The sequence below is a fragment of the Mesorhizobium sp. CA14 genome, from assembly GCF_020165195.1.
Lineage (GTDB): Bacteria > Pseudomonadota > Alphaproteobacteria > Rhizobiales > Rhizobiaceae > Mesorhizobium.
On sequence record NZ_JAIUHR010000021.1, the window covers coordinates 14,549 to 38,821 of the forward strand.

Annotated in this window: 18 protein-coding genes and 1 pseudogene; 15 read left to right on the forward strand and 4 right to left on the reverse strand. The window is 60.6% G+C overall.

Annotation, left to right across the window (positions count from 1 at the left end; genetic code table 11):
- Positions 1-83: 83 nt before the first annotated feature.
- The 3 genes from LB565_RS20415 (at position 84) to LB565_RS20425 (ending at position 4,361) form a co-directional block, all read left to right on the forward strand.
- Positions 84-2,798 (forward strand): ABC transporter transmembrane domain-containing protein, encoded by a 2,715-nt coding sequence (locus tag LB565_RS20415; protein WP_224587112.1) that lies wholly within the window; start codon positions 84-86, stop codon positions 2,796-2,798.
- 189 nt (positions 2,799-2,987) lie between these two features.
- Positions 2,988-3,437 carry a cyclic nucleotide-binding domain-containing protein gene (locus tag LB565_RS20420; protein WP_224587113.1) on the forward strand — a complete coding sequence of 150 codons (450 nt, stop codon included), beginning with the start codon at positions 2,988-2,990 and terminating at the stop codon, positions 3,435-3,437.
- Between the two features lie 69 nt (positions 3,438-3,506).
- On the forward strand, positions 3,507-4,361 hold the full coding sequence (locus LB565_RS20425; RefSeq protein ID WP_224587115.1) for an MBL fold metallo-hydrolase: 855 nt from the start codon (positions 3,507-3,509) through the stop codon (positions 4,359-4,361).
- Position 4,362: 1 nt separating this feature from the next.
- On the opposite strand, the gene LB565_RS20430 is transcribed toward LB565_RS20425, so the two are convergent.
- Entirely contained in the window at positions 4,363-5,127 is a 765-nt protein-coding gene (locus tag LB565_RS20430) for a polysaccharide deacetylase family protein (RefSeq protein ID WP_224587117.1), read from the reverse strand.
- Complete coding sequence (locus tag LB565_RS20435; RefSeq protein ID WP_224587119.1) at positions 5,124-6,212, reverse strand: glycosyltransferase family 4 protein; 1,089 nt, start codon at positions 6,210-6,212, stop codon at positions 5,124-5,126. Before LB565_RS20435 ends, LB565_RS20430 begins: the two co-directional genes overlap by 4 nt.
- 75 nt (positions 6,213-6,287) lie before the next feature.
- Here LB565_RS20435 and LB565_RS20440 point away from each other — a divergent pair, with 75 nt between their 5' ends.
- The 8 genes from LB565_RS20440 to LB565_RS20475 all read left to right on the forward strand — a co-directional run bounded on the left by LB565_RS20440 (position 6,288) and on the right by LB565_RS20475 (position 17,322).
- Positions 6,288-7,466 (forward strand): DUF3095 domain-containing protein, encoded by a 1,179-nt coding sequence (locus LB565_RS20440; protein ID WP_224587121.1) that lies wholly within the window; start codon positions 6,288-6,290, stop codon positions 7,464-7,466.
- A gap of 112 nt (positions 7,467-7,578) precedes the next feature.
- A complete protein-coding gene (locus LB565_RS20445; RefSeq protein WP_224587123.1) occupies positions 7,579-8,922 on the forward strand; it encodes a nucleotide sugar dehydrogenase in 1,344 nt (447 codons plus the stop codon).
- Positions 8,923-9,177: 255 nt separating this feature from the next.
- Complete coding sequence (locus tag LB565_RS20450; protein WP_224587232.1) at positions 9,178-10,518, forward strand: adenylate/guanylate cyclase domain-containing protein; 1,341 nt, start codon at positions 9,178-9,180, stop codon at positions 10,516-10,518.
- 145 nt (positions 10,519-10,663) lie between these two features.
- Positions 10,664-12,559: an ABC transporter ATP-binding protein gene (locus LB565_RS20455; protein ID WP_224587125.1), complete on the forward strand. Its 1,896-nt coding sequence runs from the start codon at positions 10,664-10,666 to the stop codon at positions 12,557-12,559.
- Entirely contained in the window at positions 12,556-14,454 is a 1,899-nt protein-coding gene (locus LB565_RS20460) for an ABC transporter substrate-binding protein (RefSeq protein WP_224587127.1), read from the forward strand. The genes LB565_RS20455 and LB565_RS20460 overlap by 4 nt, the downstream gene beginning before the upstream one ends.
- Before the next feature lie 2 nt (positions 14,455-14,456).
- Entirely contained in the window at positions 14,457-15,455 is a 999-nt protein-coding gene (locus tag LB565_RS20465; RefSeq protein WP_224587129.1) for an ABC transporter permease, read from the forward strand.
- On the forward strand, positions 15,452-16,633 hold the full coding sequence (locus LB565_RS20470; protein WP_224587131.1) for an ABC transporter permease: 1,182 nt from the start codon (positions 15,452-15,454) through the stop codon (positions 16,631-16,633). The genes LB565_RS20465 and LB565_RS20470 overlap by 4 nt, the downstream gene beginning before the upstream one ends.
- A gap of 209 nt (positions 16,634-16,842) precedes the next feature.
- Complete coding sequence (locus tag LB565_RS20475) at positions 16,843-17,322, forward strand: class I SAM-dependent methyltransferase (RefSeq protein WP_224587133.1); 480 nt, start codon at positions 16,843-16,845, stop codon at positions 17,320-17,322.
- 21 nt (positions 17,323-17,343) lie between these two features.
- Here the strand turns inward: LB565_RS20475 and LB565_RS20480 are convergent, their stop codons facing one another.
- Positions 17,344-18,759: an adenylate/guanylate cyclase domain-containing protein gene (locus LB565_RS20480; RefSeq protein WP_224587135.1), complete on the reverse strand. Its 1,416-nt coding sequence runs from the start codon at positions 18,757-18,759 to the stop codon at positions 17,344-17,346.
- Positions 18,760-18,932: 173 nt separating this feature from the next.
- Here LB565_RS20480 and LB565_RS20485 point away from each other — a divergent pair, with 173 nt between their 5' ends.
- The 3 genes from LB565_RS20485 to LB565_RS20495 all read left to right on the forward strand — a co-directional run bounded on the left by LB565_RS20485 (position 18,933) and on the right by LB565_RS20495 (position 21,915).
- The gene (locus LB565_RS20485) at positions 18,933-19,784 is read left to right on the forward strand and encodes a hypothetical protein (RefSeq protein ID WP_224587137.1); all 852 of its coding nucleotides are present in this window, start codon (positions 18,933-18,935) and stop codon (positions 19,782-19,784) included.
- A gap of 170 nt (positions 19,785-19,954) precedes the next feature.
- Positions 19,955-20,479 (forward strand): GNAT family N-acetyltransferase, encoded by a 525-nt coding sequence (locus LB565_RS20490; RefSeq protein ID WP_224587139.1) that lies wholly within the window; start codon positions 19,955-19,957, stop codon positions 20,477-20,479.
- A 50-nt stretch (positions 20,480-20,529) separates the two neighbouring features.
- A complete protein-coding gene (locus LB565_RS20495) occupies positions 20,530-21,915 on the forward strand; it encodes a hypothetical protein (protein WP_224587142.1) in 1,386 nt (461 codons plus the stop codon).
- Between the two features lie 203 nt (positions 21,916-22,118).
- Here the strand turns inward: LB565_RS20495 and LB565_RS20500 are convergent, their stop codons facing one another.
- Entirely contained in the window at positions 22,119-23,798 is a 1,680-nt protein-coding gene (locus LB565_RS20500; RefSeq protein ID WP_224587144.1) for a tetratricopeptide repeat-containing sulfotransferase family protein, read from the reverse strand.
- A 166-nt stretch (positions 23,799-23,964) separates the two neighbouring features.
- Between LB565_RS20500 and LB565_RS20505 the strand changes: the two are divergent.
- Positions 23,965-24,269: pseudogene (locus tag LB565_RS20505) on the forward strand (pyridoxal phosphate-dependent aminotransferase); the annotation flags it as partial.
- Between the last annotated feature and the right edge of the window lie 4 nt (positions 24,270-24,273).

A 24,273-nucleotide genomic window follows, 5' to 3' on the forward strand; every position in this document is an offset into this window, starting at 1 on the left:
TGTCGCCGGCGATGATTGCCGATGCGCCGTCCACCAGCTGATGCTTTTACTTTGTTCTTTAAACTGAAGGTCCACAGTCGCATATGGAACCCAGCCTGGCTCGCTATATCTGGACGCACACCAAGAAGCAGCAGCTCTGGATATTGGTTATCGTCTTGCTTTCGATGATCCCGTATTTCATGTCCTTTGACCTGCCGAAGTTGATTGTCAACGGCCCGATCCAAGGTCGCGGCTTCGAGCAACCGGGCGCGACCCAGCCATTCATGAGGCTACACTATAACCTGCCGTTCATCGGAGAGATCCAGTTCTTTCCTGGCTTTCAGCTCGACCGCACGACGACGCTGCTTGCCCTGAGCCTTGTGTTCCTCCTGCTGGTCATCATCAACGGCCTGTTCAAATTCTACATCAACACCTACAAGGGCCGCCTCGGCGAACGCATGCTGCGCCGTATCCGCTTCGACCTGGTCGATCGTGTGCTGCGGTTTCCGCCACGTTATTTCAAGCGCGTGAAATCGGCCGAGGTGGCAACCATGGTGAAGGACGAGGTGGAGCCGCTGGGCGGTTTCATCGGCGATGCTTTCCTGCAGCCGGTGCTGCTCGGCGGCCAGGCGGTGACGGCCATGCTGTTCATCGTGGTCCAGAACTTCTGGCTCGGAATGATCGCCGCCGTGATCGTCTTGATCCAGATCGTGCTGATCCCGCGAATGCGGCGGCGGCTGATCGTGCTCGGGCGCAAACGGCAGTTGACGGCGCGCGCGCTATCGGGCCGCGTCGGCGAAATTGTCGACGGCATCGGCGCGGTCCACGTCCATGACACGTCAAACTACGAGCGCGCCGACATAGCTGCCCGGCTCGGGCTCATCTTCAAGATCCGCTTCGATCTTTACCAATGGAAATTCATGGTGAAGTTCCTCAACAATTTTCTCGCGCAGATCACGCCCTTTCTGTTCTACATGGTCGGCGGGTATCTGGTCATTCAGGGGCGGCTGGACGTCGGTCAGCTCGTGGCCGTGATCGGCGCCTACAAGGACCTGCCCGGACCGATGAAGGAACTGATCGACTGGGATCAGGACCGGCAGGATGTCCAGGTCAAATACCAGCAGGTCGTCGAACAATTCACCGTCGAGGGTCTCATTGCGCCGCGAATCGGGGCACTGACGATCGACGATCCCGGTCCGATGACCAACCCCCTGTCGGCGATCGGTCTGTCCATGGCAGACGATGGCGGTGCAATGCTCCTCGACCGTATCTCTCTCCAGGTCAAGCCCGGTGAGACGGTGGCGCTGGTCAGCACCTCAACAGGTGGAGCGGAGGCGCTTGCAGAGGCCTTCGCGCGGCTGAACTGGCCGGAAAGCGGAAAGGTCGCTTCGGGTGCCGACGACCTGCTTGAACTCCCTGAAGCAGTGACCGGCCGGCGCATGTCCTATGCCTCGTCGGACGTTTTCCTGTTCCAGGCAAGCCTCCGCGACAATCTGCTCTACGGGTTGAAGCATGCGCCGCTGACATCGGTGACTTATGACGGTGCCGCGGCGGACCAGCACCGCTGGAACATCCACGAGGCCCGCCGGTCGGGCAACCCGGACCTTGATATCCACAGCGACTGGATCGACTATGCTTCCGTCGGCGCTACCGGCCCGCACGACCTCTTTGAAGCCGTGCGCCAGGTGCTGGACGCGGTTCTTCTGTCGCGCGACATTCTGGATCTAGGCTTGCGTTCTTCGGCCGACCTCACGCGTCACACGGAGCTTGCTGGGCGGATCGTCGAACTGCGTGCGGCGCTGCGAACCCGGCTGGAACACGAAGGATTGAGCGGACTGGTGGTTCCTTTCAAACCGGGCGCCTACAATAAGGAAGCAACGATCGGCCAGAACCTGCTCTTCGGCGCTGCCGCCGGCCCGGAGCTGGCCGACAGGGCTCTGGCGGCAAATCCCTATTTTGCTTCCGTGCTGAGGCAAGCCGGCCTCGATCGCACGCTCTACGAAATGGGCTTGGAGATCGCCGAACAAGCGATCGAGCTGTTCGCCGACCTGCCGCCCGATCACCAGTTCTTCCAGCAGCTCGCCTTCATGAGCGCCGAGGAGATACCCGCCTACCAAACCTTGCTGCAACGGCTCAAGAACCGTCCCTACGAGACGGTCTCGGAGAACGACCGCGCCATGATCGTCACCCTGAGCTTTGCCTATATCGAGCCCCGGCATCGCTTCGGCCTGCTAGGCGACGAATTGATGAACAAAATCGTCGCTGCACGCAACCGGTTCTATGAAGGCCTGCCTCCCGAGCTGCAAAATGCGGTCGAACGCTACGATCCTGCCAAATACATTGCCGCGGCTACGGTCATGGACAATGTCCTGTTCGGGCGTCTGGGTAGCAACCATCCCGACGCGCCGGACCGCATACGCTCCATCGTCTATGACATTCTTGATGAATTGGGGCTTTATGCCGAACTGCTGGATGTCGGTTTGGACTTCAATGTCGGCGCCGGCGGCAGACGGCTGACCGCTGGGCAGCGACAGAAGCTCGATGTTGCCCGAGCCCTGCTCAAGCGGCCCGATTTTCTCATTCTCAACCGGCCGCTGTCGGCGCTCGACCAGCGCGTACAGGAGAAGGTGCTGCGAAACGTGCTCGAGGAAGCCAGACGCGACGGCCGTTCGCCGGCAATTGTGTGGGTCGTGACGAATCCGGCAATGGCGATGATGTTCGATCGCGTTGTCGTCTTCGACTCGGGTCGTTTGGTGGAAGACGGAACACACGAGACGCTTTTGGCCGGCAGCGGTATGTTCAAGGAACTGCTGTCATAGGAGCATTGGACATTCAGATGGGATCATTCCGCCGGTGGGACCTTGCTGCAAAGGTCAAGGGATTGGGCTTTCCGGCTGGTTGGGCTCGCCACCTCAAGTGGTTCGTATTGCCACTTGGAACGGAATTGATTTCATCTGGGCGTCGGTTGTTCTAGTCTGGCAGACGTGAATTTTGGGAGGTTTGCGACAATGCTGCTCAAGGATGAGGTTGGAATGCTGCAACGCGTTCCCTTGTTCTCCGGCATAGAGTCGGCAAAGCTCAAGCTGCTCGCGTTCACATCCGATCGCGTAAGCTATAGCGCCGGCGAGATCCTTTTCAGGCAGGGCGACGAGGGAGACGCCGCCTATGTCATCCTTTCAGGCAAGGCGGATATTCTGGTCGATTCCGACAGCGGAACGATAAAAGTTGCCGAACTGCCGCCAAATTCGATCGTTGGCGAGATCGCAATATTGTGCAACAGCTCCCGAACGGCCACCGTCAGAGCCGCAAGTCCGGTGGAAGCCCTGAGAATTCGCAAGGATCATTTCCTGAGGCTTATGAAGGAGTTCCCGGAAATGACCATCGAGATGGTGCGGGTCCTCGCCGATCGCCTGAGCCATACGACCGCGGATCTGATCGACGCACGGAGCGCCAAGTAAGCAGTGACGCGCACTTAATCCCCGCCGTCGCTCTGGCTAGCATGGGCGGCTGGACCGCGAAGGAGCAGCATGGAGGACGACGTTTTCCTGGTCAGGTTTTGGGGGGTGCGCGGCAGCATTTCGGTATCGGGGTCAGAATTCTCTCGCTATGGCGGCAACACGATCTGCATTGAGATGCGATGCGGCGATCATACGCTTCTGTTCGACGCCGGCTCTGGCCTGCGGCCCGCCGGCGGAGCGCTTCGGGCGTCGGGCGTGACCGATTTCGACCTGTTTTTCACCCATTGCCACTACGATCACATCATCGGCCTGCCGGCTTTTAAGCCGATCTATGACCGCAGCGTCAAAGTCAGGCTCTGGTCGGGGCATCTTGCAGGGCGCATGACGACCCGGCAGATGGTCGATGAATTCATGCGGCCGCCGTGGTTTCCGGTGACGCTCGATATCTGCAAGGCAAGCATCGACTGCCGCGATTTCGTGTCCGGGGACGTGCTTCGCCCGCGCGAAGGGGTGGTGGTCCGAACCGGCAGTCTTAACCACCCGGGCGGCTGCATAGGCTACCGGGTCGAATGGAGCGGCCGCGTTGTGGCGGTCATCACCGACACCGAGCACGAGCCGGGCAAGCTCGATCAGGCGGTGCTCGGCCTGATCGAAGATGCTGACCTCGTTATTTACGATTGCGCCTATACCGAGGAGGAAATGGAGCGGTACCGCGGCAACGGGCACTCGACATGGGAACAGGGCGTCAAGCTCTGCGAGGCGGCCGGTGCGCGGGAGCTTGCGATGATTCACCACGATCCGGCGCGCACCGACGAGCAACTAGACGTGATCGAGAAACTGGCCAAGGACAGGTTTGCCGGGGCTTTTGCCGCGCGGGACGGCCAGACGCTCGAGTTTCCAATCTTATCGCACAAAGCGCGCTGAGCTATTTTCCTTTGCTGGCGCCGCGCGCGATCAATGTCCCGATCGGAAGCCATGCGCAGGCTTCAGTCTGTGCGGTGACCGTGAACAGCCGTTCAAGGAAAAGCCAGGCCGATCCATCGTGTACGAGATGGTGGGTGAGCAGGCCGACCGGTTCGCCGCCGTCGAATGCGTGCCGCAATTGCGCGATGATGGTCTGAACCAGTATGCCGTGATCGCGGCAACCGCGCGTGCCATGCCAGTCCATGATGTCGACATTGCTGTTGATGACCGCCAGCGAAGCCGGCTTGGGCGGCCCATAGATCGACAACGCCGTAAAACCTATCGATCCAAGCTCGGATACCACGCCGGCGTCGATCCTGTTCCAGGGCGGCACAAGCATTGGAACGGCACGTGCGCCGTGCAGGCCGGTTATGCGCGACAGCCCGCGAGCCATATCATCGAGCACCGCCTCGCGTGGCCGATGCGGGCCGAGCTCCTGCTTTTTCTGGCCCTCCGGCGCATGATTTCGGTGCGCCCAGCCATGGATGGCGACTGTGGCATGCAGCGCCTCGTCAAGCCGGGTGACCAGCTTCCCATCAGTCAGGGCCGGAATGACGGCTAGACTGACCGGAATTGTGAATTCATTGGTGAGGTCGAGCAGCCGACCGAGCGCAGGCGTCGGATCCACGGCGTCATCGTCGCGTAGCCAGAACTCTGCCTTGCGGTCCGCCCGTTGCCAGCGCGCCAGTTCTTCCACCAAGGGTTGCCAGGTTTGATCCGATGTCATGAAACCGGGATCTTCGCGAGAAGTTCGGCCAGACGCGCTGCCGCGGCACCGAGGGAGCGTTCTTCGAGGACGAAACGTCTGGCTTCAGCGGCAATGATGGTTCTTTGGTCGTTACGGGCCAGAAGTCTTTCAATGGCTGAAGCGAACGCCGTCACATCGCCCGGGGGAGTGAGGAACCCGGTCAGGCCATCCCGCACGACCTCCGGCACGCCGGCGATGTCCTGAGCCACCACCGGAAGGCCGGCGGCCTGCGCTTCAAGATAGGCAACGCCATAGGCCTCGCCGAAGCCCGGCCAGACGTAAATTCCTCCGCTGTAGAGGACATCCGGCACGGCGGCTGGCTCAATCGCGCCGAGCCATTCGATACGGCCGGCGGGCAAGCCGGCGAATTGCGTCTTGATCTCGTCACGGGCAGGCCCGTCCCCGACGACCGACATGGTCCAGGGCAGGTGACCGATCGAACCGAGCGCTTGCGCCAGCATGCGATAGCTTTCGAGTTTGTCGCCCGGGCGCATCATGGCGACGGTAACGAGGCGCGTCGGACAGCCCCGTGCCGGCGTTTCCCGGAATCCCGATGTATCGATGAAGGGCGAAAGCATGGCGAAAGTGGCGCCAGGTACCGCATCCGCCAGTCCCTGGCGGTCCCTTTGCGTGAAGCAGATGTTCAGCGCCGCCTGTTCGACGGCTCGCGCCACCAACGCTTGCGTATCAGTCCACAAACCGGCGTTGCGCCGCCTCGAATAGGAGGCTTCCGCTGTAACATAGGGGACAGCAAAGGCCGCCGCCAGCTCGGGCCCGATCAGGTCGGGCGCCTTGTAATAGGGATGATAAGTGAACCAGAGATCGGGCTTGCCGTCGCGATCCCAAAGCCTTGTCATCCGCGCTGCTTCCTCCCGGGCCTCGATCTTGAGCGCATCGAAACTTTTCGGCTCCGGTTCGCGTAGATAGAAGCGCAATTCAGATGCCAGTTCGACGCTATGCCCCATGCGTTGCAGCGCCTTAATCAGCGTCCGTGCCATCTGGCGATCTCCGGAGGCAACGGGATCATTGGGCGACTTCAGCGGTGCGTAGAAGGCAATTCGCATCGCCGGACCCTATCATCGGAAAGCCGGCGCAAGTCAATTTCCAAGCATGATCGACTTCACCCTTCAAGCAGTGCAATGTGCTATCTGATCCCGATGGAAACAGCTGCCGCGCCTCACCCGTTTGTCGCTTCCCTGCCGGTCTTCGCAAACTTCCAAAGCGTTGCCGATATCGACAATTATCGGCCTCTCCCGGATGACTGGGCGCTGGCCACCGCCGACATCGTCGGCTCGACCAAGGCGATCGAGGCTGGGCGCTATAAAACCGTCAATATGGCCGGCGCCAGCGTCATTTCGGCGCTGCTCAATGCGCTGGGTCGGCAAGATTTTCCCTTTGTCTTCGGCGGCGACGGCGCGCTCGTGGCGTTTCCCGGCTCGGCGCTGGAGATCACCCGTAACGCGCTTGCCGCTGTCCAGAGATGGGTGGCGGACGAACTGGGCCTGGCCCTGCGTGCAGCAATCGTGCCGATAAGGGATATAAGAGCGCAAGGACTCGACGTTCGCGTGGCGAGGTTCCAGGCCTCCGAGGCGGTCTTCTATGCCATGTTCGCCGGCGGTGGCGGCAGCTGGGCGGAAGCCGAGATGAAAGCGGGGCGCTACCGCATCGATCCCGCGCCGGCCGGCGCGCGGCCGGATCTGACCGGCCTCTCCTGTCGCTGGAACCCGATCGAAGCCCGGCATGGCGAAATCGTCTCGATCATAGCCATACCGCGGGCGTCGCGCGACTTACGCGGCTTTCAGTTGCTGGTTTCCGACATCATCACCCTTGCCGGCAGGCAGGAGCGCGGTGGCCACCCCGTACCGGCGGACGGGCCGGCCTACAGTTTGCTGCCCGCCGGGCTCGATATCGAGGCGCGGGCCACGGCGCCGGCTGGACGGCGATGGCTGACGAAGCTGTGGGTAGTGTTCCTCATGACGCTTACGGCTGTCACCGATAGATATGGCTGGACGATCGGCAGTTTCGACCCGAAGGTCTACAAACGCGACGTGGCGAGCAATTCGGATTTCCGGAAGTTCGACGACGGCTTAAAGATGACCATCGACGTGGACGCGGACGTCTTGCAACGGATCGAGAACCGGCTGAAACAGGCGGAAGAGGAGGGCGTCTGCACCTATGGCCTGCACCGCCAGAAATCGGCCTTGATGACATGCCTCGTCGCTTCGCCGCTCCAGCGCGATCACCTTCATTTCATAGATGGCGCGGCCGGCGGCTATGCGATGGCTGCCGCGAGCCTGAAGGCGAAGGCGCCGGTTTGATGACGGCTTGCGGAAACCGATCTTCCGCAATATGCCTCGGTCATGGTCCGTGGAGCCTAATGAGCCTCGCCATGGAACGGACAGCCTGTCCGAATTGACGGGAAGCAGATTTTTGGACGCCTCACGATCGATATACGACCATCTTCTAAACCGGATTTCGACGCGCGCCGCGCAAGTCGGCGTGATCGGACTGGGCTATGTCGGATTGCCGCTGGCTGTTGCGGTCGCACGCGCCGGCTTCCCGGTTTCGGGCTTCGACATCGAAGCCCATAAGGTCGATAGCCTGAACAACGGCCAATCCTACATCGAGGCGGTGACCTCGACCACCCTTGCCGGCCAGGTGGCGAGCGGACGGTTCCGCGCCACTGCGGATTTTGCGGAACTGGCCGTCTGCGAGGTCATCATCATCTGCGTACCGACACCGCTGACAAAAAACCGTGAGCCGGATCTCTCCTTTGTAAGGACCACGGCAAGCACCATCGCCAAGCATATGCGTCCCGGCCAGCTCGTCGTGCTGGAATCGACCACCTATCCCGGCACCACGGACGACGTGATCAAGCCCATACTGGAAGAAACCGGCTTGCGGTCGAAGATAGACTTCTTCCTCGGCTTCTCGCCCGAACGCGAGGACCCCGGCAACCGCAGCTTTGAAGTCGCGACGATCCCTAAGGTCGTGGCAGGCGACGGGATTGAAGCGGCGACGCTCGTGCAGACTTTCTACCATGGCGTGGTCAAGACCGTCGTTCCGGTTTCCACCACCGCGACCGCCGAGGCGGTCAAACTGACGGAAAACATCTTCCGCTCGGTCAACATCGCTCTCGTCAACGAGTTGAAGGTCGTGCTCGGTGCGATGGGCATCGACATCTGGGAAGTCATCGAGGCGGCAAAGAGCAAGCCCTTCGGCTACATGCCGTTCTATCCTGGCCCGGGGCTTGGCGGGCACTGCGTTCCGATAGATCCCTTCTACCTGACGTGGAAGGCGCGCGAATACGAACTGCCGACCCGCTTCATCGAGCTGGCGGCAGAGATCAACACGGCCATGCCGCGTCATGTGGTCGATGAATTGGCGAAGGCGCTGGACCGGCGCTGCGGCAAGGCGCTCAGCCGCTCGCGCATTCTCATCGTCGGGCTCGCCTATAAGAAGAATGTGCCCGATATCCGCGAAAGCCCTTCATTGCGGCTCATTGAACTCATCGAGGGTTGGGGCGGCAAGGCGGAATTCCACGATCCGCATGTCACCGAGATACCGACCACACGCGAGCATATGGCGATCAAGGGGCGCCGCTCGATCGAATTGACCGAGGCGACCCTGAAGGCTTTCGATGCTGTCGTCGTTGCAACCGACCACGACGCAATCGACTATCAGACGATCGCTGATCATGCTCCTTTGATCGTGGACACGCGCAATGTTTTTGGCCGCCTCGGGCTGGACCGGGAGACGGTGGTGAAGGCCTGATGGCATCTGAGCCGGCGAATTTCTTAGGCGGTATCAGGATCGTGGTTGCGCTCCGCCGGCTGCCTCGCCACATAACGGCACGGAACACAGATGCCTTTACGCCTTCCCCTTTCCCGCAAGGATAGTCATCGGGGAAATTCTTCGCCGCTTCGCCCCGAGGACGGCCTTGTTAACTTCGGGTGTCTTATCGTTGGGTCGTCGGCGAACTGCAGATCAGAGAATAATGGCTCCGTCTTCGAGGGGTTTCGAGATCGAATGAGCACATCGTACGCAGAAATTTCCATCACTCTCATGGATAAGGTTGCCGATTGGCTGAACCAATCGGCGCTGGCGGGCAACGACCTGGAAACATTGGTAAATGGCTTTTGCGAACGGCTGGCTGCTGCCGGCCTGCCGCTGAAGCGGGTGCATTTGAGCTTCTCGATGCTCCATCCGCTTTATGACGCGCTTGGCTTCACCTGGGTTCGCGGCCAGGGCATGGAAGTGGAAGGCTTCCGCAAGGAGGCCGGCGTGCCGTCTGAAAGATTCCTGACCAGCCCATACTACCATCTGCTCAGCAATAAGCTCGATCATCTGCGACGCCGGCTCGACCCGCCTGTGGTGTCGGAGTTTCCTGTTTTCGACGACCTCCGGCTTATGGGCATCACCGACTACATGGCTTTCGTCCATCCCTTCAGCGGCAACACCAGTCAGGGCATGATGGGGTCCTGGTCAACCGACAGCGCCGCGGGCTTCACCGACAGCATGATTTCGGCGTTGCTGCGCATCCAGAGCCATCTCGCTATCGCCACCAAGATGGCGGTACTCACCAAGCTCGCCGACAACATGATGACCACCTATCTCGGCGGCGACGCTGGCAGGCGCGTGCTTGACGGCCAGATCAAGCGCGGCGAGGGCGATACAATCCGGGCCGCATTGGTAATGGGAGATATGCGAGGATCGTCGAGGCTTGCCGAAACCTCCGGCCGGGAAATCTATATCGATACGCTGAACCAGTTTTTTGACGCCGTTGCCGCACCTTTCAATCGCAATGGCGGGCAGATCATGAGTTTCATTGGTGATGGCTTCATTGCCGTCTACCCTTGCGAAAGGCACCGTTCGCAGTCCGAGATCGCCTGCCAGGCTGCGCTTGCGGCCGCGCACAAGGCCAGCGCGCGTATGATGGATCTCAACCTGCGCAGAAAGGAGCAGGGGTTGTCCGACATCAAATTTGGTATCGGGCTGCATGTCGGCAATGTGATGTTCGGCAATGTCGGGCTTACCGACCGGCTCACATTCTCTGTCTTCGGCTCGGCTGTGAACGAGGTCCAGCGCCTCCAGACCCTCACCAAGAAATATCCGCACAGCGTTCTGGCCAGCAAAGACTTCGCCGGCTATTGCGGCGCCCACAGCTGGCTGACGCTCGGCCACGAGGAACTGGTTGGCATCAAGCAGAAGCTGACGGTGCTTTCACCCGATCTGTCGGGAGCTCTCGCACCCGATGAAGACGGTGCGCCGGAGCCGATTCACGTCCGAAGATCGGACGCCGAGCAGGTCATGCTGCTTCATCGCGATGCCGCGCGCATGACGGCGGGCGACCGGAGTAAGCTCCAGTAACCCCCACCTATCTGGGCCGATCGGCTGTGGTAGCCAGTTCGGTCGTCGGTTCCGCCCCTGACGACCGCTTCGAATCCAAGTTGCTCTGCGCTGGCAATGCGCTAGTCTCGCTTCATGGAGCTGCCAGAGTGGGGCTGGTGTAAGAATGAATTCGGGTGTCGATCTGCTGCGGATCGAAGACGTTGGCATCGCTTTTCCCATCATGGGGGGGCCGTTGCATGCCGTCAGGCGCGCAAATCTTCGCGTCCTGCCCGGTAAGGTTACCGCGCTTGTGGGGGAGTCAGGTTCCGGAAAATCGGTTCTCAGCCAGGCCGTAATGGGCATTTTGCCGAACACAGCCCATGTTCGTGGCCGGATCCTGTTTTCCGATCCTGAAAAGCCCGGCACGAGGCAGGATATTCTCAAGATGTCGCGCGACGGGCCCGAAATCCGCGCGTTGAGAGGCAGCCGCATCGGCAAGATCTTTCAGGAGCCGATGACATCGCTGTCGCCGCTGCACACGATCGGCAACCAGGTCAGCGAATCCCTGCAGATTCATACGTCCATGGCCCGGGCAGAGCGCAGGGCGCGGACCGAGGAAATGCTCAGCCTTGTCGGCTTCCCCAATCCCAAGCGCGCCTATGACATGTATCCCTTCGAACTTTCGGGAGGATTGCGTCAGCGCGCCATGATCGCGATGGCGCTTATCTGCCGGCCCGCCCTGTTGATCGCCGATGAGCCGACGACAGCGTTGGACGTCACCATCCAGGCGCAAATCCTGCAATTGCTGCGCGGCCTTCAGACCAAGCTGAACATGGCGATGCTGCTGATCACGCACGACCTCGGCGTGGTCGCGAATGTCGCCGACGAGGTGGTGGTCATCTACCACGGCGAGATCATGGAGGCGGGACCCGTCGAGGCGATATTCCGCCGGCCAGGCCATCCTTACCTTAAGGGCCTGATGGCAGCCGTTCCGCATTTCGACCTGAAGCCTGGCGAACGACTAAAGGCGCTGCGCGAGGTGCCGGTGAATGTCGGAAACCTGCTCGGCAAGCAGACTGCGCCGGTATCGAAGGGGCCGGACGACTTCTTGCTGTCGGTCAGGGGTCTGACAAAGACCTTCACCATCCGCAAGTCCGGATGGTTCGGCGGAGATCATCAAACCTCTGTTCGCGCCGTCAACGGCGTGAGCTTCGATATCAGGCGGGGTGAGTGCCTGGGTCTGGTCGGCGAAAGCGGCTCCGGCAAAACCACCGTCAGCAAGATCCTCATGCGGGCTGTCACCCCTAGCGGCGGCTCAGTGATCTTCAACGGCCGCGAGGGACCGATCGACGTTCTGGCCGGCGAGGGCAAGGCCTTGCACATGCTGCGCGCGAAAATCCAGATGGTCTTCCAGGATCCGGTTTCCTCGCTTTCACCTCGCATGACGGTGGAGAACATCTTGAGCGAGCCGCTGGAAATTCATCAACGTGGCAATGCCGCGTCCCGACTCGCCACGGTCAAGAGCCTGATGCAGGCAATCGGGCTCGATCCGCGCTTCATCAAGCGTTATCCGCACAGTTTCTCCGGCGGGCAGCGTCAGCGTATCGGCATCGCGCGCGCGTTGGCGCTGGGGCCTGAACTGCTGATCTGCGACGAGCCGGTTTCGGCGCTCGATGTCTCTGTCCAGGCGCAGATCCTGAACCTTCTGAAGGATCTGCAGAAGGAGCTGGGCCTTACCTATCTGTTCATATCCCATAACCTGGCGGTGGTGGATTACATGGCAGACCGCATCGCGGTGATGTGCGGCGGGCGTATCGTCGAGCTTGCGCCGCGCGAGATCCTGCTCAGGAAACCGATCCACCCCTACACGCGCTCACTGGTCGCCGCGGTACCTTTCCCCGACCTCGACAGACCGATGGATTTCAAGACGCTGAAGCTCAGCGGCGCTTCCGACACCAGCGCCTGGGGACCGCAATTCCGCGACGAGGGCGAAGCGGACGTGCTGTCGCCGCTCGACCTTGGCGGCGGCCATCTCGTTCTGGCCCGACGCTCGGCCGATGCGAACGAGCTACGCCATTGATCAGCCGGCGCGCCATCCTTGGGCTCATGGCTTCGGCGTTTGTGCCGAGCACATTGCACGCCGGCGATCTGGAGCCGGAATTTCTTCAGCCGCTGCTGAAGGCCCTGGCGCTGCCGGCACTCGCCGAACGCCTGCCCAAGAGGCCGCGCGTGGTGAACCTCGCTGCGATCGGCCGGCAGCCCGGCCAGTATGGCGGCACGCTGCGCACGATCATCGGCAGCCAGAAAGATATCCGGATGATGACCATCTACGGATATGCTCGCCTGGTCGGCTATGACGAAAAGCTCAACCTGCAACCCGACATTCTCGAAAGCTTCGACGTGGCGGACGATCGCGTCTTCACTTTCAAGATACGGGAAGGACATAAATGGTCTAACGGCAGCTTGCTGACGCCGGAGGACTTTCGCTATTGCTGGGAAGACGTCTGGCTGAACGATGAGCTTACGCAAGGCGGGCTTCCCCCGACCCTGTTGGCGGACGGCAAGCCGCCACGCTTCGAGATCGTCGATCCGCTGACGGTCCGCTATAGCTGGGATGCGCCTAATCCCGACTTCCTCCCGAAGCTGGCTGGCGCTTCGCTGCTCTCGCTTGTTCTGCCGGCCGCCTACCTCAAGCAGTTCCACAAGAAATACCAGGACCCATTCCGGCTTGCCGGCCTGATGGAGGAGAACAGGGCCAAGAAATGGACGCTCCTGCATATCCGCATGTCGCGCCAGTATCGCCCGGAGAATCCTGAACTGCCGACGCTCGATCCCTGGCTGAACCGGACCAAGCCGCCGGCCGAGCAGTTCATCTTCGAGCGGAACCCGTTCTTTCATCGAATAGACGAGAATGGCCGGCAACTGCCCTATGTTGACCGGGTGGTCATGAATGTCAGCTCGTCGGCGATCATTTCCGCCAAGACCGGTGCAGGCGAGAGCGACCTGCAATGCATGGGAATTGACTTTTCCGATTATTCATTCCTGAAGGATGCGGAGAAGCGTTATCCGGTCAAGATGCATCTGTGGAAACGCACACAGGGTTCGCGGCTGGCGCTACTGCCCAATCTGAATTGTGCCGACCTGGTGTGGCGTGGCCTTTTTCGCGACGTGCGCGTGCGTCGCGCACTTTCGCTTGCTGTGGATAGGCGCGAGATCAATTTGGCGGTGTTCTACGGATTGGCGCAGGAAAGTGCCGATACGGTCCTGCCGGAGAGCCCGCTTTACCGGCCGGAACTCGCGAAAGCCTGGGTCGCCCATGATCCCGAGCAGGCCAATGCGCTGCTCGATGAGGTCGGGCTTCAGAGGCGTGACGATGACGGCCTGCGGATACTTCCCGATGGACGCCCGGCGCAAATCATTGTGGAAACGGCTGGCGAAAGCACGCTGGAAACCGACGCGCTCGAACTTATCACCGATCACTGGCGCCAGATCGGCATCGCCCTGTTCGTCCGGACTTCGCAGCGCGACATCTTCCGCAGCCGCGCGCTTGGCGGCGAGATCATGATGTCGATATGGTCGGGCATCGACAATGGCGTGCCGACCGCCGACATGAATCCGTACCAGTTGGCTCCCACCATGGACGACCAGCTGCAATGGCCGCTGTGGGGTTCTCACTACCTGTCCCATGGGACGCTCGGCGAGGCCCCAGATCTTCCGCCTGTCGTGGAGTTGATGGCTTTGCTCAAACGCTGGAACGCTTCGACCGGAGCCGCTGAGCGCACCGAGATCTGGAATTCAATGCTGTCGATCTACACCGATCAGGTCTTTTCGATCGGCACGGTGAACGGAACGCATCAGCCGGTTCTGGCGTCCTCGCGGTTGCGCAATCTGCCTGACAAGGCGCTCTACGGCTACGACCCGACCGCCTATTTCGGTGTCTATATGATGGACACATTCTGGCTTGGAGCGTCCTGAGCGTGCTTCGATATATTGTCTGGCGCATTGCTGTGATGGTTCCAACGCTGCTGATCATATCGGCGCTGGTGTTCACGATCATCGAACTTCCCCCAGGCGACTATTTCGACAGCTATGTTGCAGAGCTTCGGGCTCAGGGCGAAGCGGTGGATTCCGATCGCATCCAGATGATGCGCAAGGAGTATGGTTTCGACAAGCCGCCGGTCATTCGCTACTTCTACTGGGTCGGCGGGATGCTGCATGGCGATTTCGGCTATTCGTTCGAGTACGAGCTGCCGGTTCGCGACGTCGTCGGGGACCGAATGTGGCTGACAGTGCTGGTTTCCTTCGTCACGATCATCGTCACCTGGCTCATCGCCTTTCCGATCGGCATGTACTCAGCCACCCATCAATACAGCTGGGGCGACTACGGTCTGACTTTCCTCGGCCTTCTCGGCCTTGCCATTCCGAATTTCATGCTGGCGCTGATCCTGATGTATTTCGCCAACATCTGGTTCGGCACGTCCATCGGACATCTCATGGACCAGCAATATCTCGGCGAGCCGATGAGCTGGGCCAAGGCGAAGTCGATCCTCGCCCATCTGTGGATCCCGGTCTTGATCATCGGCACCGGTGGCACGGCGAGCATGATCCGGCGGGTGCGCGCCAATCTGCTCGATGAGCTTCACAAGCAATATGTCGTGACCGCGCGCGCCAAGGGCCTTCATCCCTTCAAGGCGCTGGTCAAATATCCGCTGCGCATGGCGCTCAATTTCTTCATTTCAGACATAGGCTCCATCCTGCCGGCCATCATCTCCGGCGCCGAAATCACCGCGATCGTGCTGTCCTTGGAAACGACCGGGCCGATGCTGATCAGGGCGCTGCAAAGCCAGGATATGTATCTGGCAGGATCGTTCCTGATGTTCCTGGCCTTCCTGACGGTCATCGGTGTACTGATTTCCGACCTGGCGCTGGCGCTGCTTGATCCGCGAATTCGTTTGCAGGGCGGCAGCACCAAATGAACACGCAATCGCCGCTGCCCGCGCCGGGAGCTCCACTGCAACACTACGTTTCCATTGCGCCCTTCGACCTGCACTCAGTCGAGGCGATGACGCCTGAGCAGTCGAAAGTATTCCAGGCGTCGCAGTTGCGGCTGATGTGGTGGAAATTCCGACGGCACCGGCTTGCCCTCATATCCGGCATATTCCTCGCAGCGCTTTATCTTGGGATCCTGATCTGCGAGTTCCTGGCGCCTTACAACCTGCACACGCGCAACATGGACTACATCTATTCGCCACCGCAGCGGGTGCACCTGTTCCACGACGGCCGGTTTATCGGGCCGTTCGTATATGGCCGCCAAATGAGGCTGGATATGGAAACCCTCAAGCGGAACTATATGGACAGGCAGGATGACATTCAGCGGATTCGTTTCTTCTGCAAGGGCGACAGGTACCTATTCTGGGGCTTGATCGAAGGTGACAGGCATCTTGTCTGCCCTGCCGAAAACGGCCAGCTCTTTCTGGCCGGCACCGACAGGCTGGGGCGCGATGTGCTCTCGCGCATCATCTACGGCGCACGCATATCACTGACGATCGGCCTTGTCGGCATCGGTTTCAGCTTTCTGCTCGGCATCGTCATCGGCGGACTGGCCGGCTATCATGGCGGTATGTTCGACCTGATCGTTCAACGGATAATCGAAGTTCTGCAATCAATTCCCAGCATTCCGTTATGGCTGGCTCTGGCGGCGATCATGCCGATAACCTGGAGTCCGATCCTGATCTATTTCGGCATCACCGTCATCCTCGGGCTGCTCCACTGGACCGGGCTGGCGCGGGCCGTGCGTTCGAAGCTTCTAGCCCTGCGCGAGGAGGATTACGTTCTGGCCGCGCAATTGATGGGCGCCAGCAGCAGCCGCATTATCCGGCGGCACCTCATTCCCGGCTTCATGTCGCATCTGATCGCGACGGCGACGATCTCCATCCCCGGCATGATCCTGGGCGAGACGGCGCTGAGCTTCCTCGGGCTCGGCCTGAGGCCCCCGATAACCAGCTGGGGCATCCTGCTCACCGAGGCGCGCAGCGTTAGCGTGATCGCGTTCTATCCATGGCTGCTTTTGCCGATCCTCCCCGTCATTCTCGTGATCCTGGCATTCAACTTCCTCGGCGACGGCCTTCGGGACGCGGCAGACCCCTACAAGTGACATCGCGTTGCGCCCTACGCCGGGCTGCCGACTCCACCCGGCATGATCGCTGTGCGCAGGTTTTCGGTTGTTGCAGCGTTCATAGATCCCCTCTATATGCCGCGAGGCTCGATCGGGGTTTATTACGTCGCCCTCCGGGTTCACCCGCGAACCGTTCCGGTCCCGGGCATTGCCGATCTCTCCAGCTGGTTCAGGACACACAAACGCATATGTCTCGCCTCGACAATTTCATCAGCAGGATGACCTCACAGCGCGACATTCTCAACCAAATCTGCCCCGAGGTGGCCGAGATGGAAGGGCCTGTGCTCGAGCTGGGCCTCGGCAATGGACGGACGTTCCATCATCTGCGCGAGCTCTTGCCCGGACGCCGTATCGTGGCGTTCGACCGCGAAGTTGGCGCACACGCCAGCTCAATTCCCGAAGCTGAAAATATTGTGCTTGGCGATATACGCGAGACGGCGATCAAGTTCATCGGCATCGATGCCCCACTTGTTCATGCCGACATCGGCACCGGATATGAAGATCGCGATGCAGTGATCTCGACATGGCTTCCCGACCTGATTGCGCGCCTGCTTCGGGTCGGCGGCTTCGCGGTCAGCGGTACGCCGCTCGATCACCCGCTGTTGCAACCCCTTCCGCCGCCGCCTTCGGTGCCTCCCGACCGTTATTTTATCTATAGGCGGGTGTGAGAGGCAGAGACGACCCAAGTCTCAGGGGATCGTATATACTGCTATCTCCCGCTCAATGCCACGCAGCGAGACCTCGTGGGGCACGGGCGTCAGCGCCTTCCTGTGCAATAGATCGGCGGTGAGATTGTCATCGACTACCGCATGAGTGGCGAAGATCGCCTGTGCGTTAGCAAGGTTCTGGACCCTCGAAGCAATGTTGACTGTTTGGCCGAAATAGTCCTGTCGCTCGTTCATGGACACTGCGATGCAGGGACCGGCATGGATTCCGATCTTGAGCAGCAGATCCTCGCGCCCGCTCTTGTCGTTGAGCGCACGCATGGCATCGCGCATCCTGAGGGCCGCGGCAATCGCACGGTCAGGCGTCGCGAACGTCGCCATCACCGCATCACCGATCGTCTTCACCACCGCGCCAGCTTCAGCCGCGACGATCTCGTGCAGAACCTGGAAATGCGCGCGCACGAGATCGAAGGCCGAAAGGTCGCCCACCCGCTCGTAAAGCGCGGTCGATCCGCGTAGGTCGGTGAACAGGAAGGTCAGGCTGGTGATCTTCAGGCGCTGGTTGATGTCGAGCGTATCCGTGCGATAGAGATCGCGGAACGTCTGGTTGGTGAGCAGGCGCTTGGCTGTGAGGAAGGGCCGGCGTTTGCCCAGCAGATCGTGCAAGCCCTGGCCGGCGATGAAGACCGTCGGCAGCACGCGTGTGTCGGTCCTGTTCTCAAGCGAAATGCGCAACGGCCCAGGTTGCATCTCCAGCGTCTGGCTCTGGACGTGGTCGCGGTCGAACACCAACAAAAGGCTTCGGCGCTCCTTTGTCGGCTCACCCTTTACGTCGATGAACTGCACCGAATGGGTAACCGGCTCGAAGACGATGATGAAATCGGACGGAAGCTGTACTGTTAGAACCGCCTTTTCACCGGGCGCAAGCTCGATGTCCTCCAGCGAGATATCTTCCATGATACTCGCGAAGTCTTCATCGGGTAGATCGACGCCGGACGCCCAATAGATCTGGCGGAAATATTCCAGCGACGGCAGCTCATGCGGATTGTGGGCGGCGATTCTGCGTATGCGGGGACTGACGGTGAATGTCACCTCGACCATCTCGTCGAGGGTCGGCGAATAGCCCGTGGCGCAAAGCGCGCATGTGTACTCGTCCTTCTGCACGGTTTTCAGCGTGGCGTTGGTGTCGAGCACGCCGCCGCAGCCCGGGCACAGGACATTCCAGGAGATGTCGAAGACGCCCACCCGCGCCGCGTGGAGAAAGGCGCCGATGGCGCGCTCCTCGTCGAGGCCATGCTTGCTGGCGAAGGCCGGTACATTGATACGGCAAAGCTCGCGGTCCTCGCCCTCCGCGATGGTCCGCTTGATCGCGTCGATCGCCATCGGATCGACATCGCTAGATTGCCGCAGAAGCGAGAACAGATCCTGAGCTTCGTTCATGGTAAAGGCTCCGGAAAAATGCGCCCGGGGGCGTGTTGACCGGACCGCGCTTGGTCCGAATGACGCATTTTACTTCGAAACGGACCGTACGGCCAATTCGAATAGACAAGCACGGCGAGGTCGATTTCCGTTCGACGGATTTTCTCCGACTCCAACCGGCACTATGATGGCGCATGGGCATCGATTTTGGGGCTTCTCCCATGCCGAAATCCGACAATCCGCCATTTCCAGGGGCCCTGCGCCTTTTCTCCGCGGCTGTCATTGTCGTCCTGATCGTGGGCGCCGGGCTGTTTTTCGCGCCCGCCCTGGTCAAGCCGCGCTGGCCCTGGCCCGTCACGCCGTTCAGCGCCCGCTTCCTCGGCGGCTTCTATACCGTCGAAATGGCCGTGATGGCGGCGCTCTTGTTCTGGAATCGCTGGTCGCCCGGCAGGCTGGTGCTGGTCATGGCCTTCATCTTCACAGTCATCGTGTCGGCGGCTTCGTTCATCAATCTGGGCTATTTCAACTTCGAACGAAAAGCGGCCTGGCTCTGGTTCTTGGTCTATCTTGTCTCGGCCGCGGTATCCGGGCTGTTCCTGTGGCGGGCCAGGGCCCGTCCTGCGGCAAAAGGACTGGCCTTAACCCCCGCATGGCGCGGCTACATGTCAACGGAAACGGCGATCCTTGGGCTATACGGCGTCGGCATGCTGCTGTTTCCCCGGGTGGTCAGCAGCAGCTGGCCGTGGCCGGTCGATCCCTTCCACGCTCAGGTCTACAGCGCCATCTTCCTCGCCGGCGCCGGCGGCGTGTATCTCCTCTGGAAAAACGCTCCGCGTGAGGAACTGCTGGTTCTCGGGCTGGCGCAATTTCTGGTTGGCCTGCTTGCCATTCTCGGCCTCATCGTCACCGACGCTACGGTGCACCGGATCGACTGGACGGCAATCGGGACATTGTGCTGGCTCGCCCTTTTCGGCTGGATCGGTTTCAGCGGCGTCTTCAAACTCTACGCCGCTTTCCGGTATTTTAGCTCGCACCCGGCATCATAGATTGCGGAGACGATTGGATTTCCGGGTGACGTCTATCGTGCCGGGCCGATTGCCTTCGAGCATTTCACCGTTTCACAGGAAACGGCGAATTGCTTATCTCTTTGTTCTGACGCAATTCCGGCCGGAAAACCGCTTACACTTTTCCTGGAATTGCTCCAGCCGGGAACGCCATGACCAGCAAGACCTCGCCATCCTCCGAGAAAATTCAGCCGCGGCTCCGACCTGTCCGGCCAAGCGATGCGGAGGCGCTTTGCGCTATCTTCAACATGCCGGGCTATCGTTGGGGAACTCTCAGGATGCCCTTCGAGAGGGTGGAGCAGGTGGAGCGGCGCATCGCCAAGTCCGGCCAGGAGACTACCTGGATCGTTGCGGAGCTGGAGGGCAAGGTCGTTGGCCATGGCAACCTGGTCGTGCAGGGTTCGCCGCGCCGTTCGCATGTCGGCGAGATCAATATCGGCCTTGATGATGCGTTTGTCGGCAAAGGCATCGGCTCTGCCATACTCGGCGCGCTGCTTGACGTGGCCGATAAATGGCGGGCGCTGAAGCGGGTCGAATTGACCGTCTATGCCGACAACGTACCGGCCGTCCGCCTCTACACGAGCCAGGGCTTCGAGGTCGAAGGTCGGCATGTGAAGGCCGGCTTTACCGACGGGCAGTACCACGATCTCCTGAGCATGGCCCGACTGCGGTTCTAAGATTCGCCGTTTCCCTTGGCGTTTGCACCACATGCGGCTAGACGGGACCAATGACCGCTGTCGTTGATCCAACCCCTATGCCTCCGGCGGAAATTCTGGCTGTGCTATCGCTGCTCTGCCCGGAAGTCGCGCGCGACATCGAGCAAAACTGGCATTCACCGGTTTCCGACTACGCCCGCCATCTGTGGCGGCCGGTGGCAAGGCCTGTATCGGGCCCGGCAATCGCTGCCCGCTCGATCTTGCGCGACGTCCTACGTCAGCGCCTCGGTGCGATCATGCAGCCTGAGGAGATCGGCAAGGTCCTCGAAGAATTCGAGCATAGACCGGTGATTCAGTCCGGTCTGCACTGCCTGCTTCTGATGGACCGGATCACCTTCGATGCCTTCCTGCTTGCCTGGCTTGGCGCGGTGGAAAACGGCCTATCGGCCTTCGTCAATTTCATGGGAACGACAATGACCATGGAAACAGTTGGGCGGGAAGGGCCGGGATGGCTCGATGTCGGCGACGACAAGGTCAACCTGTTTGGCATGGGGCGCCACAAACTGTGCCGTAAAAGCGCCTGCGTGGCCGGCCCCGTCTCCATCAACCAGCGTGCGCTCCTGGCAGTCGGCGATCAAACGGATGCCAGCCGCTGGCTAGGCACACTGCTTGCTAGTCAGGACAAGGTGTTTGGGTGCGCCGCCGATGCGATCGCAGCACTTAACGAAGATCTGGTCGCCAATTGGGATCGTTCCGGCATGGCCGTCCCCGTCTTCATCGATGATCGGCTCGCCGCTTCTGCCTTGGCACGGCATTTTGAATACGACGGCAGCCTTCTTTCGAGGCTGCTCATCGAACCCGCAAGACGCCAGCGTCTCGATCAAGCCTTGCAAGAGGCCGCATCGGGCCCATTTGGCAGATTCCTGCCTAATGCCACGGACTATTTCTGGGGCATCCGCGAGGAGCGCGTTCGCAGGCTTGTCCTCAAGAACGGGCACCTGATCGAGCCTGACAGGCCGCATGGTCTTTCCGTCCCGTTCGAGCGGGAGCATCTCAAGCAGGCGCTGCTCGACGGCGTGCTCGTGCCGAACCTGTTCCTGATGTTCCTCATCCTCGCCATATTGCCACGGGTGCGGGTGGTGGGCGGCCTGAGGCAGATTGGCTATGTAGCGCTTTTCCACTCGATCCTGCTGGCTGCACTAGACGAAAACGTCCCGGAAGAGCGCGACTTGGCTACGGAGCTGCAGATTCAGGAAAATGCCTGGGGCATGCGGGTCATCGATGAAAAGATCTCGGTCCGCGAGCAGTTGGCCGGCCTGCCGGAAGGGGAGCTCTTCCCGGACCTGCTCCGGCGATACCGATTGCGGACATTTAGCGAGACGACAGACGACCTGAAACTGGTTCGCGAAAACGCCCGATGGCGCAAGATCGGCAGGGCAGCGATCAAGGCGACCTAGAGCGTTTCACCGTTTCACGGAAGAATCTGAAAGATCGCGACGCGCCTTAAAGTAATTAGGTCAGGCTCGGCTGACAGCTGTTTGCCGAATCGGCTCGCGGTGGTAGCATCCATACCGGTCATGAAAATCGAAGCCGGCGACGCGCTTTTAGCGCGGTGCCACCCCGGTGCTCTGCCACACTCCGATCGCGGCTTTACCGAAGATCAGGTATCGGCCAAGTCACCCAAGGCTTCGATCAGAGGAGTGATCTCGCTTTCATAGTTCTTCCAGCGCTTCACGGAGGATTTGTAAATCGGCTGGCGAACCTGCCAGCGGCTGGGGGTGGTGACGGCGCCTTCCCTGTCGAAGAAGCGCAAGCAGGCATCATCCCACGGCAGGTCGAGATAATCGATGAGCCGGCGCGAGTGCGCCTCCTGGTCTTCGACAAGGGTCTCGTAGCGGTTCTCGAAGATGCGGCCAGGAAACACCTCGTTCCAGTGACGCATCAAGCGGTCGTACTCGCGATAGTAGAGGCCGAGCGCCTGCAGGTCCGTGTTGTAGCTGTGCGCCGAGCTGAAGGGCAGGACATAGCACGATACGCAGTTGTCGATTGCATCGCGGCGGCAATGAATGATGCGCGCCTTCGGGAACAGAAGCGTAAGCAGGCCGATCAATTCGAAATTGTGCGGCATCTTATCGATGATGCGCTGCGCGGTCGGAGCACGCTCCCGCAGATAGGACAGATGCTCCTCGGCCAACGTCTTGGACAAACTTTCGGTGACCGTCGTGATCGGCTTGCTGAGATCCGAGGCAGAGTGTTGCAGACCGATCGCATTCGCCACCCGCCTTAGTTTGCTCAACTCGCCCGCCCCGTGAACCTCGGGATGGCTTGCGCAGATCTGTTCGGTAAGCGTAGTGCCCGAGCGCGGCATGCCCACCACGAACACAGGCGCTTCGGAAGGGTTTCCATAGCCAGACCTCGCCGCAAACAGCTCCGGCGTGAAGGTCTCAATCGTCAGGTCTATGAAGCGACGGTACTGATCGATGTCGAACTTGTAACCTTCCGCCTGCTTCGCTTTCTTGAAGTGATCGAAGGCTTCCGCATAGCGCTTGAGGTCGTTCTCCACCTTCCCGGCGGCATAGTTAAGGCTGGCTCTGGCCTCCGGCTTAAGCCCCGGGCTGTCCAGTTCCCGAACTATCGCCTGGTATTCGGCGGGCTCCTCCGTGAACTTTCGGGTTTGCATGAGGTCGTAGTAGGCTGTCGCCACGTCGACGCGGCGTTCGATCGCCTCCTTGAGATAGGAGGCTGCCTCATCCATGCGCCCAAGGCCGGTGAGCGCAGCCGCTATTCCGATCCGCGCCTTAGGATGATCGCGGTTGACTTTCAGCGCTTTTTCATAGAGTGGCAAAGCCAGACCGGGTTTGTCGAACTGGGTGTAAATGCGCCCCAAGGCACAAAGGGCCTCCACGAGATCAGGCTGCACTTCCAGGGCATACTGAATATGGTTGATCGCTGCCGAATATTCACTCAGCTTGCCGTAGGCCTCGCCGAGGCTGAGATGGTAATAAGGGTTCCTGGGCTCCTCGGCAATCGCACGTCCGAAATAGCGCAATGCCGCCTCATCGTCGTAGCCAAGGCAAACGGTGCCCATAATGTAGAGGGCGAGCGGATGGTTTGGTGTCCGCTCCAGCACCTGGAAGCACAGATCCTGGGCTTCACTGAGCCGTTTGGCTTGCTGATGTTCGTAGGCTTTCATCAGCAACGCGTCGTCGGCCTGCGCGCGGGCAAGCGAATTCGTTTTCTGGAGGCTCGGCTGTGGTGGGGTTGCCTGTGGCAATCTGAGTCTTGGCGTAGGGCCAGACTTGAGGTGCTTGGACCAGGCAGGCGGCAGACGATTGTTCATGGCGTCTGCTAGCAAAAAGAACCGGCGGAATCCAGTCACCTCCACGAGCAGCCGGTGCTTTCAGGCAAGCCAGCGCCCTCTGGTTACGCCGACAACAACGCAATCTAGCTTGCGCCAGCCGGCCCACGGCTAGCAAGAAGCCCCATTTCTCAAGCGAGCTGTGCCCCGCAACCATTACGGCGTCAGCCGCATGGCGCAGATTGCCGGTCTCGAGGCGCTTGCCGATCAGGACTATTTACGCTCCGTGGCGGCGCGTGGCCGCTGGCCGCGATCGCATTGCGGCCGTCGCCCGGCAGAATGTCCTGAAACCTTTGCCGTCGGCGATCAATTTCGTCCATCGACTGCGGCCGCGACGGCGTCTCCGCGCTGAAGGTGATGGAGAATCTCCTGTCGCGCGACGTGTTCATCCGCAAGCCGATGGCGCCACGGCTTGACGCTGCATCCCAAGTGAGCGTCGGGCTCGACCACGACACGC

Excerpts from the sequence above, each read along its gene's own strand:
- LB565_RS20485 (WP_224587137.1), top strand. The coding sequence starts at position 18,933 with ATGGGCATCGATTTTGGGGCTTCTCCCATGCCGAAATCCGACAATCCG.
- LB565_RS20415 (WP_224587112.1), top strand. The coding sequence starts at position 84 with ATGGAACCCAGCCTGGCTCGCTATATCTGGACGCACACCAAGAAGCAG.
- LB565_RS20425 (WP_224587115.1), top strand. The coding sequence starts at position 3,507 with ATGGAGGACGACGTTTTCCTGGTCAGGTTTTGGGGGGTGCGCGGCAGC.
- LB565_RS20440 (WP_224587121.1), top strand. The coding sequence starts at position 6,288 with ATGTGCTATCTGATCCCGATGGAAACAGCTGCCGCGCCTCACCCGTTT.
- LB565_RS20455 (WP_224587125.1), top strand. The coding sequence starts at position 10,664 with ATGAATTCGGGTGTCGATCTGCTGCGGATCGAAGACGTTGGCATCGCT.
- LB565_RS20490 (WP_224587139.1), top strand. The coding sequence starts at position 19,955 with ATGACCAGCAAGACCTCGCCATCCTCCGAGAAAATTCAGCCGCGGCTC.
- LB565_RS20435 (WP_224587119.1), bottom strand. The coding sequence starts at position 6,212 with ATGCGAATTGCCTTCTACGCACCGCTGAAGTCGCCCAATGATCCCGTT.
- LB565_RS20430 (WP_224587117.1), bottom strand. The coding sequence starts at position 5,127 with ATGACATCGGATCAAACCTGGCAACCCTTGGTGGAAGAACTGGCGCGC.
- LB565_RS20420 (WP_224587113.1), top strand. The coding sequence starts at position 2,988 with ATGCTGCTCAAGGATGAGGTTGGAATGCTGCAACGCGTTCCCTTGTTC.
- LB565_RS20495 (WP_224587142.1), top strand. The coding sequence starts at position 20,530 with ATGACCGCTGTCGTTGATCCAACCCCTATGCCTCCGGCGGAAATTCTG.
- LB565_RS20480 (WP_224587135.1), bottom strand. The coding sequence starts at position 18,759 with ATGAACGAAGCTCAGGATCTGTTCTCGCTTCTGCGGCAATCTAGCGAT.
- LB565_RS20450 (WP_224587232.1), top strand. The coding sequence starts at position 9,178 with ATGAGCACATCGTACGCAGAAATTTCCATCACTCTCATGGATAAGGTT.
- LB565_RS20500 (WP_224587144.1), bottom strand. The coding sequence starts at position 23,798 with ATGAACAATCGTCTGCCGCCTGCCTGGTCCAAGCACCTCAAGTCTGGC.
- LB565_RS20470 (WP_224587131.1), top strand. The coding sequence starts at position 15,452 with ATGAACACGCAATCGCCGCTGCCCGCGCCGGGAGCTCCACTGCAACAC.
- LB565_RS20475 (WP_224587133.1), top strand. The coding sequence starts at position 16,843 with ATGTCTCGCCTCGACAATTTCATCAGCAGGATGACCTCACAGCGCGAC.